Below are 12734 nucleotides of genomic sequence, written 5' to 3' on the forward strand. Positions count from 1 at the left end.
TAATATTTATTTTCTGATTATATCAGCACCAAGCATTCTGAACTTCTCTTCTATATGAGGATATCCTCTATCGATATGTTCAATGCTTGTTATTTCTGTAACTCCATCAGAAATTAATCCTGCTATAACCATTGCAGCACCTGCTCTTAAGTCAGTTGCCTTAACTATAGCTCCTGTAAGTGATTCTACTCCATCTATTATAGCTGATCTTCCCTCAACCTTAATAGTAGCTCCCATTTTCTTAAGTTCATCTACATGTTGATGTCTATTCTCCCATATAGTTTCAACTATTGTACTTCTACCACTAGCAGTAGTTAATAAAGTACACATAGGTTGTTGAACATCAGTTGGGAATCCTGGATATGGAGCTGTTTTTATGTTTACTCCTTTTAAAGGTCCATCAACATATACTCTAACACTATCGTCTCCCTCTTCAACTTTTGCTCCCATTTCTAAAAGCTTAGCTGAAATTGACTCTAAATGCTTTGGTATAACATTTTGTATAGTTACGTCTCCTCTAGTAGCAGCAGCAGCTATCATGAATGTACCTGCCTCTATTTGGTCTGGTACTACACTATAGTTACATCCTTTTAATTCTTTAACACCTTTGATTCTTATTACATCCGTTCCTGCACCTTTAACATTAGCTCCCATAGCATTTAAGAAGTTAGCTACGTCAACTACGTGAGGCTCTCTTGCTGAGTTCTCTAATATAGTAGTTCCTTCTGCTAATGTAGCTGCTATCATAAGGTTTATTGTAGCTCCTACACTTACAACATCAAAGAATATATTTGTTCCAACTAATTTTTCAGCCATTATATTTACAACACCGTGTTCTATTGAAACTTTTGCTCCTAAGGCTTCAAATCCTTTTATATGTTGATCAATAGGTCTAACGCCTATTGGACATCCTCCTGGAAGTTCAACTTTAGCCTCTTTAAAACGTGCTAAAAGGGCTCCTATAAAATAATATGAAGCTCTCATTCCTCTTACATCACTTCCACAGGCATCAACAGTTTTAATTTCTTGCGCATTTATTTTTAATGTATTGTTATCTATTTTTTCAACTTGGCATCCTAAGCCTTTTATTATTCTTTCTAAGCAACGTACATCAGCTATATCCGGTACATTATCTATTATACATTCACCTTTGCTAGCTAATACAGCTGCTGGTAATATAGCTACAGCAGCATTCTTCGCTCCGTTTATGTCTATAGACCCTTTTAACGCTTTACCGCCATTTATAATTAATCTATTCATACAATTCACCCTTGCTAATTTTTTATATGTATACAATTACCATTTTCTTCTTTTTTTATTCTTGTTTAGTTAATTTTTCTAATTCCGTCTAACCACATCTAAACTGTTTAAACGGTGAAATTTAAAGTATTACTCATAATTTTCATTATATCATAATAAGCCAATATTTAAAGATTTTTTTTTATTCTGAACACTCTATTCTTATGCATTTTACAATATCTTAAAATACTTTTTTATTTTTAATTTTTACCTTGTTATTTTTTTTAAAAATTCTATATGTTATAATTTATAACAAAGTTTGTATTTATTTGGTACAAACTAATATTCAAGAGAGGTTTTGTTATGAAATATTATTTAGTAGCATTGTTTGATGAGGAATCTAGTAAATCACTTGAATCACTTCAAAGAGGCTTATTGAGAAAGTATAAACTACCTAGAAATCACATAAGTTTACACATTCCCCTTGAAACAATAGATAACCCTGATCTAGATAAATTAGACGAGGTTGTTCTCAAGTTAATTAAACCTTATAAAAAATTCAAGATAGAATTAACTGGTAGTGTTCAATTCAATGAAAGCACTAATAAAGCTCTTAATTTACAAATTGAAAATAAAGGTTATATAAAAAAATTGCATAGATTATTTAATGATATGTTAAAGTTGCATAAATTTAATGTAAGAGAACGTATAGATTCACCTCTATATATACCTATTAATAATACAAACTTTAAAGATAATCATAAAAAAAATAATGCACAGCCTACAATTTTCAATCTAAGAGAATCTTCTAAGAAGAATATCTTAAAAATTTCTAAAATAGAGCTTTGGAGATTTCAAAACAACAAAAGAGAAATCCCTGTAAAATCATATGATCTAAGAAATTACTAAATAATATAATTCGTGTGTATTTATATTAGTATTTTTCGGGCATATATACAATTATTTTAGGTTAAAATAGTTGTATATTGAACATTTCGTAACTTTTTAGATTTGTATTCGTTTTCTAATCTTTTCAATTGTGGAAAGATTCTGTAAAATTATTTTTATAAGCATTTTTTGCTTAAGAAGATAGGGGGATATACCAATGGAGTTAAATAATTTTTTTATTCAGCAAGATAAGTTTAACAAGGAACTTGTTATTGATAAAAACTTAAATAATTATAAAGTCACTACTAGAATGTACTTATCGCTTCAAATCAAGATAAGCGAATTAGCCGATGAAACAAAATGTTTTATTTATTGGAACGATGGCAATAAGTCTAGAGCTTCAAAGCAATTAGTCTTAGAAAAGTATGTCGATTGTTTAAAACAAATCCTTACTATAGGTCTAAATAGAAACTATAATTGTTTGCAAAAATTAATAGTTAAACCAAATGACTATTGTTTAAGCGACCAGTTTTTAACTTTACTTATAGACGTGAATGACTTAATAATATCTCCATCTATTGATCACTATAAAACATTATTTGAAGATTTTATAAGCTTAGGAATTAGCTTAGGTTTTTCAATAAATCAAATAGAAGAAAATTTTTTTAAAAATGAATGTTGTAAGATAGCTCTCTAATTTAGAGAGTTATTTTTTTTATATTTGGAATACTATACTTGAGGTGATTATTATGTTTGGTATTATTTTAGCAATTATCTCAGGTGCAGCTATGAGTATTCAAGGTGTTTTTAACACTAGAGTTTCTGAAAAAATAGGTGTCTGGGAAACTAATACTATTGTTCAAGGCTCTGCCTTTGTTCTAGCTTTATTTATTATGTTAGCTTTAAGACAAGGTAATTTTGGAGAGGTTCGTTCAATAAACAAAATTTATTTACTAGGTGGAGCTATCGGTGTTGTCATTACTTATACTGTAATGGCTGCTATAGGAAACTTAGGCCCAACCTTTGGAGTTTCTATAATCTTAATATCTCAACTTTTAACAGCAGGTATAATAGATGCCTTTGCTCTTTTTGATACTGAGAAGATTAAATTCACTGCAAACAACTATCTTGGAATTATACTTATGGTAATTGGAATTATCATTTTTAAGTGGAAAAGTTAATACATTGTCAAAATCATACTCCCATTCATATATTATAAAATAATAAATAATATGGGAGTATTTATTATGTTTTCAATGAAACACAAATTGGATAGCAATCTAAAAATTTATATAAATCGCTCTTATTATACTAAGTATCGGGTTTTAATTAGATGTAAGAAATTTATGAAAGATATGATTAAAAAAATACCCCAACTTAAAGGTACAGTTGTAAGAGAAATTAATTCCCTAAATTTGATTTGCGCTATTCTTACACCAAAAGCTATTAATAGATTAATTGAATATCCTGAAATAGAGTTTATTTCTTTTGATGAACAGGCTACTTTATGTGGTTTAAGCATAGGAACTGCTAATAGAATTTCTGCTAATAAATCATTTAATTTTACTGGTAGGAATGTATCGATAGGCTTAGTTGATAGCGGGGTTTATCCTCATCAGGACTTATTAAATCCACGAAACAAAATAGAAGTTTTTCTAGACCTTTTAAATAATCTTTCTTATCCATATGATGATAATGGTCACGGTACAGCAATTAGTGGAATTTTATGCGGAAGTGGTTATTCATCTCAATTTGTATTTAAAGGTGTTGCAGAAAACTCTAAACTTTCATGTGTTAAAGCCTTTGATGCTAGCGGAAAAGGGTTTGTTTCAGATATTTTATTTGCCATTGAGTCTTTAATTACTCAAAAAATTAACCCTATAAAGGTTCTTTGTCTTCCTTTTGAGCTTACAAGTCATAATACTATTATCGCTGATTATTTCAATGAAATCTTTAAGTTAGCTGTCAGCAAAAATATTATTCCTGTAGTGCCTTCTGGAAGCCTTAGTGGAGAAGATACTATTAAAGGATTTGCTCTTTCTCCATGGTGTATAACAGTTGGTGGCTTTGATTCTACTAGAACACCAACTACAATCTTTAAATATTCTTCTATGGGAAGTAAAAATTTAAAAAAACCTGACTTTTCAGCGGCTTGTGCTAATATAATGTGCTTAAACTCAGATAAACAATATATCTCTGAAAGAAATGGATTAAAATTATATCCTCATAAATTAGATACTAGCTATGTGGTATTCCAAGGAACCTCTTTAGCCTGTGCCTACATATCTGGAGTATGTGCACTACTTTTAGAGTCAAAGCCAGACCTAACTTATAAGGATTTATGCTCATTACTTAAAATCGCTTCTAATAACAAATATGAACTTCCTTCATCAGCTGTTGGCGAAGGAGTTATAGATTTATCTTTCTTGCTAGAAAATATTTAAATTATATAATCTACAGGGTTAATAGGATTTCCTTTATATATTAACTCTAAATGAAGGTGAGGCCCAGTACTCCTTCCAGTACTACCTACTTTGGCTATGGTCTCTCCTTTTTTCACTTCTCTTCCTACCGTAGTTAAAATCTCACTAGCATGAGCATATAGTGTTTCAGTATTATCATCATGTCTTATTTTAATCATATTTCCATAGATATCATCATACCCAACATATGTTACAACACCATCACAGGCAGCGCCTATAGGTGTTCCACTAGGTACTCCTATATCAACACCTCTATGTCCTCCTCTACTTCTTTCTCCAAAGGCTGATGTTACAACTCCCCCTCTTGTTGGATGCTTTAGAAAAGCCATATTTGAAACTATAGGATTTTTTATACCTTTGTAAACCCTTGTACTCTCTGCTTCTTTTATAACGTTTTGATTTACAATCTCACTATCAATTTCTTTTCCATTAACAAATGTCAACTTCTTCTTAACTACTTTTTCTCCTTCTTTTCCTTCTTCAACCTTTTTATCTCCTAAATACATATCATCTACTTTTATTACTTCTACTGCTGGCTCAATGGCAACAGTCTCTTCCTTCTCTGCCTCTACAGTTATTTTAACCAAGGGGTCAGGAATACTGTCATTAACATCTAATATCATCTTTGATATCTCCTCAGCAGAACTTATCTCACTTGTTAAAATACTATTTTTTCTTAAATCTATTTTTGTATCAAAATCAATGTCCTCTACTGAAAATCCCTTATTAGAAGCTCTTGTGTAATATTTATCTTCAATATTTTTGATTACTTCATCAACAATATCTGGGCTTGATATATACCCAACAACATTATTATTAAGAGCTAACTCGTAGGCTTCTACATAAATATTTGCCATACATTCTACATCTTCAACAATATACTCAAACTCTCCCTTTTCTGAATAAAAAGAGTTAGCAAAAACCTTTGTATTGAATGTAGTAAATAAAATTATTAAGGTAAAAAGAAAAACAAAAACTTTACTTTTCCCCTCTCCCTCTGAAATATTCATCGTAAAATTCTCCTTTTAATAAAAATTTTAGTTTAAAATTAAACACGTAAATTAATGTTTCCATTATCGCCAAAATTATTCATTAAAATAAAATATTTTTTATATTTAATGGAAGTTTACTTTATTGTTATAGAAAAGACACTTTGATATAATTAAACTACTTATATAAAACTAGAAAGGTGGTTATTTTGTTGAGTACTTTTATGTTAAAAAACTCAGCCACTAAGTTTACTCCCGTTAGTGATATATTCATAGAAGAATATATGCCTAAAGCTAGAGGAGAATTTGTTAAGGTTTATTTATTAATGCTAAAATATAGCTTTTCTGGAGAACTTGGAGTTAATTCTTCAATTTTAGCAACGAACCTAAACCTTTTAGAATCAGATGTAATGAATGCTCTTAATTATTGGCATGAAGAAGGCGTTATAAAATTAGTTCCTATAGATAAAATGAATAACTTTAGTATAGAATTTATTGATCTTTCAGAAGGTAATCACTCATCAACTCATAATTCGGTTGATTTATTATCAGCACTAGATGAGAGCAACACAAAGGATATGCTTAAAGATATAGAAAAACTTATTTGTAGACCATTGTCAACTAAGGAAATGACAACTTATCTTTCTTGGCAAACAGAGCTTGATTTCTCTTCAGAGCTAATACTAATACTAATAGAGTACTGTGTATCTAAAGGGAAGAAAGATGTTAGATATATTGAAACAGTGGCACTTGGCTGGCATACAGCTGGTATAAAATCAATCGATGAAGCCCAAGCTTATATAACTAAAACAGAAGATAAGTGGGTAAAAATAAGAAAAATTCTTAAATATTTAGGAATTCAAAATACAGAAATAATGAAACCACAAGAAACTATGATGGAAAAGTGGCTTCTAACTTATAACTTCTCTGTGGAGTTAATTTTTAAAGCTTGTGATATATGCTTTGAAAGACTTAACAGAGCTGATTTTAAATACATAGATGGTATTTTGTCAAAATGGTTTAAAGATGGAATTAAAACTTTAGATGATGTAGCTAAAAAAGACGTTAAAAAGTCATCTAACATACAAAAGCCATTTAATAATACTAATCAACCTATTCAAAAGAAACCTGCTAGAGCAGCTAATTTTACTCAAAGAGATTATGACTATGATTCCTTAGAAAAACAATTGTTAGGATGGGATACTGAATGATTAAAGGTTATAAAACTCAACTGATGGATATTTATGAAAAGATTCGTCAGGATGAAAAGAAAGATTTAACTAACAGACAAAAAGAAATTAAGGAAAAGATACCTCAAGTCTTTGAATACGAAAGAGAAATAGGCAAATTATCTATAAAGTTATCAATGCTAGCTTTAAGAAATCCAGATAAATCTGTATTTGAAAAAATGAAAAAAGACATTAATAACTTAAGAGAAGAAAAAGATCAGTTATTGGCTATGTATGGCTATCCAAGTGATTATTTAGATATGCATTATAGATGTCCTAAATGCAAAGATACAGGCTACATAGTAACAGAAAAATGTGATTGTTATAAAAAAAAGCTAGTTGAAATTTACTATGAAAATTCTCATATGGCTGATGCCTTAAGATCAAATAACTTTTCAAAGTTTGATATAAACGTATTTTCACCAGTAAAAAGAGGGAATGAAAAATATTCTCCTAGAGAAAATATGCAAATAATGATTGATAGAATAGTTAATGGGTACATTCCTAAGTTTGCTTCACATAATGAAAATATTCTTTTCTTTGGAAGTCCAGGTACAGGGAAAACCTTCATGACTTATTGCATATCAAAAGCTTTATTAGATAGTGGTTTCCTTGTTGTTTATAGAACTTCTGATGAGCTTATGAGAGATTTAAAAGATATACGATTTAATAACAACTTTGAATTAGAAGATTTACTATTAAATTGCGATTTACTCGTTATAGATGACTTAGGTGCTGAACAAGTAACAGACTTCTCTACTACAGAGTTATTTACTTTATTAAATAAAAAACTTTTATCTAATAAAAAAATGCTTATCTCAACAAACTTAAACTTAGAAGAACTTAAGCAAACTTATGCTGAGAGAATAACTTCAAGATTGCTTGGAAACTTTGTTTTATTTAAAACTTATGGTGATGATATTAGAATAAAGAAAAATCTTGAAAAAACAAAAAGAAAAAATGCAACTTATCTTACTTAAAAGATAAGTTGCATTTTTTTAGCATAAATAAATGAATGTAAATTACGATAAAAAAAAGAACTTCAGTCGAACTGAAGTTCCTTTGGAGCTGATGATCGGACTTGAACCGATAACCTGCTGATTACAAGTCAGCTGCTCTGCCAATTGAGCCACACCAGCGCGTATGGCGACTCAGAAGGGACTCGAACCCTCGACCCCCGGCGTGACAGGCCGGTACTCTAACCAACTGAGCTACTGAGCCATTTAAAGTTTATGGTGGTCGCAACAGGGATCGAACCTGTGACCCCCTGCTTGTAAGGCAGGTGCTCTCCCAGCTGAGCTATGCGACCTAATATGGTGACCCCTAGGGGAATCGAACCCCTGTTACCACCGTGAAAGGGTGGTGTCTTAACCGCTTGACCAAGGGGCCAAAACTGGCGACTCAGAAGGGACTCGAACCCTCGACCCCCGGCGTGACAGGCCGGTACTCTAACCAACTGAGCTACTGAGCCATTAAAAACTTTAATGGTGGTCGCAACAGGGATCGAACCTGTGACCCCCTGCTTGTAAGGCAGGTGCTCTCCCAGCTGAGCTATGCGACCGTAATATATGGTGACCCCTAGGGGAATCGAACCCCTGTTACCACCGTGAAAGGGTGGTGTCTTAACCGCTTGACCAAGGGGCCAAAAATGTGGCGACTCAAAAGGGACTCGAACCCTCGACCCCCGGCGTGACAGGCCGGTACTCTAACCAACTGAGCTACTGAGCCATTAAAAGTTTTATGGTGGTCGCAACAGGGATCGAACCTGTGACCCCCTGCTTGTAAGGCAGGTGCTCTCCCAGCTGAGCTATGCGACCATGTTGGTGACCCCTAGGGGAATCGAACCCCTGTTACCACCGTGAAAGGGTGGTGTCTTAACCGCTTGACCAAGGGGCCACATTAACTCTTAAAACCACATCATTTTTGACCAGTTTTAGCTTTAAACTAAAATGTTTATTTTGTTTTTGTCTTTCGCACTTGGCGACCTGACAAGGAATATAATATCTTAATCTTAAACTTATGTCAACACTTTTTTAGTTCATTTTAGGTCATATTAGCTTATTTTTTAAATTTAATTCTTTTATTCGCATTTTTCCTCAAAATTACTCTCTTTTTCTATTTTTTCAACTATTTTTTTATAATTATCTATTTGATTGCTTCTCCAGGCTATTTGTTCTTCTAATTTTTCCACGTTAAAATCGCATGTTTCCAAGAATTCTGGCTCTTCTATGACCTTAATATTAAACTTATAGCTTTCTTCTCTAAAATTCCTTCCGCTAGCTTCTATTTTTATCGGATAGCTATCATTTAGGTATAAAAGTATATTCTTATCCCAAATCCCTCTCTTATTTGCGCCTCTAGAAAAATCATTTAAAACAATTATTTTTTCAACCTTTTCAAAATTATCTTCTAAAGCGTCAATTAAATCTTTATAAAATAACGCAGATGTACCTCTATTTATTTTTATTTTTAATAACTCTAAATGTTTTTTTATAATATCATCTACTTCTCCATCTGAAACTAACTCTCCACTTTCCATTTTAAAAGTTTTTATTCCTGCTTTACCTGGATAATCAACAACTACTTGATTAAAATTCATTCGTCTTATTTTAAACTCATTATTATACTCTTCAGTATTTTCATCTGTAATTTTAAACTTCATAAGAACCACCTCACACTTTATTATTACTCCATTTAAGAATAATATTAATTGTGTTAAAATCTTATTATTATCTAATTGAATCTATTTATAAAAGGAGATTAGAACATGATATATCACGATATAATAGTTTTAGGTGGTGGAGCTTCTGGCTTAACTGCTGCTATTTCAGCTAAGGATTTTGGATTAGATGTAGCTGTAATAGAAGGAACTGATAGAATAGGTAAAAAAATTCTTACTACTGGTAATGGTAGATGTAATATAACAAATTCTTTAATAGGATTTCCATTTTCAAATTATCATAGTCAAAATGATGGGTTCTTTATTAAAACATTAAGTAAATTTTCTGTTGAGGATACTAAGGCTTTTTTCTTAAACTTAGGATTGCCAATAATAGAACTTGAAAAAGGTAAAAATTATCCTCAATCATTACAAGCTTCTTCCGTTGTAGATATTTTAAAAATTTCTTTAGAAGAACGTGCGATTCCACTTTATAGTGCTTATAAAGTAAAGAGCATACACAAATCTAAAGGAAAATTTGTTTTATCAACAGGAAATGAGGATTCACCTATAATTAAATGTAAAAAATTAATTATGGCTTGTGGAGGAAAATCAGCTCCTAAAACAGGTTCAGACGGATCAGCATATACTTTAGCTAAAAATTTTGGTCATTCTATAGTAGAACCTAGTCCAGCTATAGTTCAATTAAAATTAAATCACCCTAGATTAAAAGCTTTATCAGGAATCAAATTTAACGGATTTGCTGAAGTAGTATGTGATGGAAAGAGCTTAAGGAAAGAATTTGGAGAGGTTTTATTTACGGACTATGGAATTTCAGGTCCTCCAATTCTTCAAATTTCAAGAGAAGCTTCTTTAGGATGTCTTAAAGGAAAAGATGTAAAAATAATAGTTGATATGATGCCAGAAAAATCACAAAAAGAAGTAGAAGACTTCTTAGAGGGTCACTTTGCAGTATTCTCTTGTAGAGAAGTTATAAACTCACTTATAGGTGTTGTTAATAAAAAAATGATTCCTATAATACTAAAAGAAGCTGGTATAGACGATTTACATAAACCTTGTTATGAACTTACATGGCAGGAGAAAAAAGCTCTTATAAAACTTATGAAAGCTTGGGAATTTAAATGTACTGGAACAAATGGATTTAACGCTGCACAGGTTACAACAGGTGGAGTAAATACTAAGGAAGTCGATTCAGAAACACTTCAATCAAAATTAGTAGATAATCTTTACTTCTGTGGTGAATTACTAGATGTAGATGGAGATTGTGGTGGATTTAACCTTCAATGGGCTTGGAGTTCAGGCTTCGTTGCTGCCCTTTCTTGTACTTTATAATCTATATTAATTATATATTTTAACTAAAATAGATTATATCAAAACTATATTAATAGAACTTACAAACTATTCTCTTCATACTGTTTGTAAGTTTTATTAAAATGCTTTGTTTTAAACTAGTGATTATTTCTAGATATAAATGAAAGACCATCTTAATAAACAATAGAAACACTTTGCGAAATTAAGTTAGGTCTGAAGATATAGCTAGAAATAATCACTTACTTAAAACATAGTTTATTTTGATATAACCTAAAACTCTTTTTTCCAGATAGTTTCTATTAATGCAGCTGTTTCATGTTCACCACATTTTTCTATTCTATAAAGGCATCTATAACCTTCCTCTATTTCATCCCACTGACAAAGCACTTTAACTTCATCACCAAGTCTAACTTCTTTTTCATACTTTATTTTAGACTCTATTAAGCTATAATCATCTAAAATACACTCTGGAGTAGCTTCAATAACCCACTCTAAATATTTTGTATTGTTAACATGCTTATTGTAGTCTATATCATTTCTTCTAACTAAAACTTTTGCCTCTAAATCTTCTCTTTCTATCTTATCAATCTTAGTAGATTTTAATTCCACTTCTCCGCCTTCAGGCATGTTTATTAATTCGCAGTATTCTTTTGGTATTCTAACAGCTCTACGCTTTTCTAAATCTATTAGAAGGAATATTATCCTACCTTCAGCAATAAGTTCTTCTTGCTCGTTATAAACTTTATAAACCCTACAAGCATAGAACTTTTTTATTCCGTCTAGGTAAGTTTCCACTTTTATAGAGCTTTTATATTCAATAGGCTTTTTAACATCTATAGAATAACTATATATTATCCAACTCAATCCATGATCTTGAAGATATTTCATTCCTTCTAAAGCTAAAGATTCCTCATGTGCTGCTGAAACATCTCCAAATATCTTCATTAAAGAAACCATTTTTATATTCTTGTTAACATCTGAATCATAATATAAGACATCATATTTTTTTGAAAATTTATTTTCACTCATACCTTTTATCTCCTAAGTAATTATTTTAATACCAATAAGTTTCTGCTAGAGTAATATTTTTTCCTTCTTCATCTTGAACTTTATGAAGAACTTTTATTCCCTCATCAGTTCTTATTATTTTTGATTTTATATTTACATTATGACCATATGTAATTTCTTTTTCAAATTTTATTTTTATTCTCTTCATTCTATATTCAGAAACAATATGAAAAGGAACAGTTTCCAAAACCCATTCTATATATTTTATATTACTTACATGTCTATTTAAATCTATATCTAAATATCTTATATTGAAGTTTAGCTTTACTTCGTATTCATCAAAATTTTCAAACTTAAGCTTGTCTCTTAATAATTTAGAAGATTCTTTAGTTAGTCCATGAGCCTCATATTCAGCTTCACTTATCCTTGCTGGTCTTCTAGTATTCTTATTTATTAAAAAAGCTAATACACTAGCTTTAGATACTAAATTACCCTCCATATCATAGGCTTCAAATATTCTTGTAGAATAAAATTTTCTTATTGCTTCTACATAAGTTCTAATCTTTACTTTTTCTCTGTATCTCGGATATCTATACATAACTATGTCATAATCAAAAAATACCCATGTTGTTTCATTTTCATCACTATTTAAGTTACCTAAGTTATCCTCTTCTTGATTTAAACAACAGTCTGAAAAGAAACTCATCATTGATGTTATTCTGCAATCTTTTCTTGCATCAACTTCTCCATAAGTAATTTCATATATTTTTTCATATATAATTCCCATTTTATCTCACTCCTCTATTGGAGTATAACAAATCAAAAAATTCCTTTCAAACACAAAAACACCGCTGAGATATCTAACTCAGTGGTGTTTTAAATCTAATATATCTGTACAAACAAATTA

The 12734-nt window shown here is 30.7% G+C and carries 11 protein-coding genes, 10 tRNA genes and 1 pseudogene; 7 read left to right on the forward strand and 15 right to left on the reverse strand.

Annotated features, from left to right (window positions below; translation table 11 throughout):
* Nucleotides 1-6: 6 nt before the first annotated feature.
* Nucleotides 7-1260: a UDP-N-acetylglucosamine 1-carboxyvinyltransferase gene (locus ACQZHJ_RS17610; protein WP_430486781.1), complete on the reverse strand. Its 1254-nt coding sequence runs from the start codon at nucleotides 1258-1260 to the stop codon at nucleotides 7-9.
* A 396-nt stretch (nucleotides 1261-1656) separates the two neighbouring features.
* Here ACQZHJ_RS17610 and ACQZHJ_RS17615 point away from each other — a divergent pair.
* From ACQZHJ_RS17615 to ACQZHJ_RS17630, 4 genes and pseudogenes are all read left to right on the forward strand, one after another.
* A pseudogene (locus tag ACQZHJ_RS17615) lies at nucleotides 1657-1758 on the forward strand (2'-5' RNA ligase family protein); the annotation flags it as partial.
* Between the two features lie 586 nt (nucleotides 1759-2344).
* Nucleotides 2345-2824 carry a dUTP diphosphatase gene (locus ACQZHJ_RS17620; protein ID WP_430486782.1) on the forward strand — a complete coding sequence of 160 codons (480 nt, stop codon included), beginning with the start codon at nucleotides 2345-2347 and terminating at the stop codon, nucleotides 2822-2824.
* Nucleotides 2825-2876: 52 nt separating this feature from the next.
* On the forward strand, nucleotides 2877-3308 hold the full coding sequence (locus ACQZHJ_RS17625) for a DMT family transporter (protein ID WP_430486783.1): 432 nt from the start codon (nucleotides 2877-2879) through the stop codon (nucleotides 3306-3308).
* Between the two features lie 66 nt (nucleotides 3309-3374).
* Entirely contained in the window at nucleotides 3375-4571 is a 1197-nt protein-coding gene (locus ACQZHJ_RS17630; RefSeq protein WP_430486784.1) for a S8 family serine peptidase, read from the forward strand.
* Here ACQZHJ_RS17630 and ACQZHJ_RS17635 read toward each other — a convergent pair.
* Nucleotides 4568-5620 carry a peptidoglycan DD-metalloendopeptidase family protein gene (locus ACQZHJ_RS17635; RefSeq protein WP_430486785.1) on the reverse strand — a complete coding sequence of 351 codons (1053 nt, stop codon included), beginning with the start codon at nucleotides 5618-5620 and terminating at the stop codon, nucleotides 4568-4570. The genes ACQZHJ_RS17630 and ACQZHJ_RS17635 overlap by 4 nt on opposite strands.
* A 191-nt stretch (nucleotides 5621-5811) precedes the next feature.
* On the opposite strand from ACQZHJ_RS17635, the gene ACQZHJ_RS17640 reads away from it, so the two are divergent.
* Complete coding sequence (locus ACQZHJ_RS17640; protein ID WP_430486786.1) at nucleotides 5812-6810, forward strand: DnaD domain protein; 999 nt, start codon at nucleotides 5812-5814, stop codon at nucleotides 6808-6810.
* Entirely contained in the window at nucleotides 6807-7808 is a 1002-nt protein-coding gene (locus ACQZHJ_RS17645) for an ATP-binding protein (protein WP_430486787.1), read from the forward strand. The genes ACQZHJ_RS17640 and ACQZHJ_RS17645 overlap by 4 nt, the downstream gene beginning before the upstream one ends.
* A gap of 83 nt (nucleotides 7809-7891) precedes the next feature.
* Here the strand turns inward: ACQZHJ_RS17645 and ACQZHJ_RS17650 are convergent.
* From ACQZHJ_RS17650 to ACQZHJ_RS17700, 11 genes are all read right to left on the reverse strand, one after another.
* Nucleotides 7892-7967 (reverse strand) — tRNA-Thr (locus tag ACQZHJ_RS17650).
* 5 nt (nucleotides 7968-7972) lie between these two features.
* A tRNA-Asp gene (locus ACQZHJ_RS17655) sits at nucleotides 7973-8049 on the reverse strand.
* Nucleotides 8050-8061: 12 nt separating this feature from the next.
* Nucleotides 8062-8137, reverse strand: a tRNA-Val gene (locus ACQZHJ_RS17660).
* A gap of 5 nt (nucleotides 8138-8142) precedes the next feature.
* A tRNA-Glu gene (locus ACQZHJ_RS17665) sits at nucleotides 8143-8217 on the reverse strand.
* Nucleotides 8218-8222: 5 nt separating this feature from the next.
* A tRNA-Asp gene (locus tag ACQZHJ_RS17670) sits at nucleotides 8223-8299 on the reverse strand.
* 14 nt (nucleotides 8300-8313) lie between these two features.
* Nucleotides 8314-8389, reverse strand: a tRNA-Val gene (locus ACQZHJ_RS17675).
* A gap of 8 nt (nucleotides 8390-8397) precedes the next feature.
* Nucleotides 8398-8472, reverse strand: a tRNA-Glu gene (locus ACQZHJ_RS17680).
* Nucleotides 8473-8479: 7 nt separating this feature from the next.
* Nucleotides 8480-8556 (reverse strand) — tRNA-Asp (locus ACQZHJ_RS17685).
* Nucleotides 8557-8569: 13 nt separating this feature from the next.
* Nucleotides 8570-8645, reverse strand: a tRNA-Val gene (locus ACQZHJ_RS17690).
* A gap of 4 nt (nucleotides 8646-8649) precedes the next feature.
* Nucleotides 8650-8724: transfer RNA gene (locus tag ACQZHJ_RS17695), tRNA-Glu, on the reverse strand.
* Nucleotides 8725-8908: 184 nt separating this feature from the next.
* Nucleotides 8909-9490 carry a hypothetical protein gene (locus ACQZHJ_RS17700; RefSeq protein ID WP_430486788.1) on the reverse strand — a complete coding sequence of 194 codons (582 nt, stop codon included), beginning with the start codon at nucleotides 9488-9490 and terminating at the stop codon, nucleotides 8909-8911.
* 105 nt (nucleotides 9491-9595) lie between these two features.
* On the opposite strand from ACQZHJ_RS17700, the gene ACQZHJ_RS17705 reads away from it, so the two are divergent.
* The gene (locus tag ACQZHJ_RS17705; RefSeq protein WP_430486789.1) at nucleotides 9596-10840 is read left to right on the forward strand and encodes an NAD(P)/FAD-dependent oxidoreductase; all 1245 of its coding nucleotides are present in this window, start codon (nucleotides 9596-9598) and stop codon (nucleotides 10838-10840) included.
* Nucleotides 10841-11089: 249 nt separating this feature from the next.
* On the opposite strand, the gene ACQZHJ_RS17710 is transcribed toward ACQZHJ_RS17705, so the two are convergent.
* Together ACQZHJ_RS17710 and ACQZHJ_RS17715 are read right to left on the reverse strand one after the other, a co-directional pair.
* On the reverse strand, nucleotides 11090-11848 hold the full coding sequence (locus tag ACQZHJ_RS17710; protein ID WP_430486790.1) for an acyl-ACP thioesterase domain-containing protein: 759 nt from the start codon (nucleotides 11846-11848) through the stop codon (nucleotides 11090-11092).
* A gap of 25 nt (nucleotides 11849-11873) precedes the next feature.
* On the reverse strand, nucleotides 11874-12614 hold the full coding sequence (locus ACQZHJ_RS17715) for an acyl-[acyl-carrier-protein] thioesterase (RefSeq protein ID WP_430486791.1): 741 nt from the start codon (nucleotides 12612-12614) through the stop codon (nucleotides 11874-11876).
* Between the last annotated feature and the right edge of the window lie 120 nt (nucleotides 12615-12734).

The organism is Clostridium sp. B9, assembly GCF_050509515.1.
Taxonomy (GTDB): domain Bacteria; phylum Bacillota; class Clostridia; order Clostridiales; family Clostridiaceae; genus Sarcina.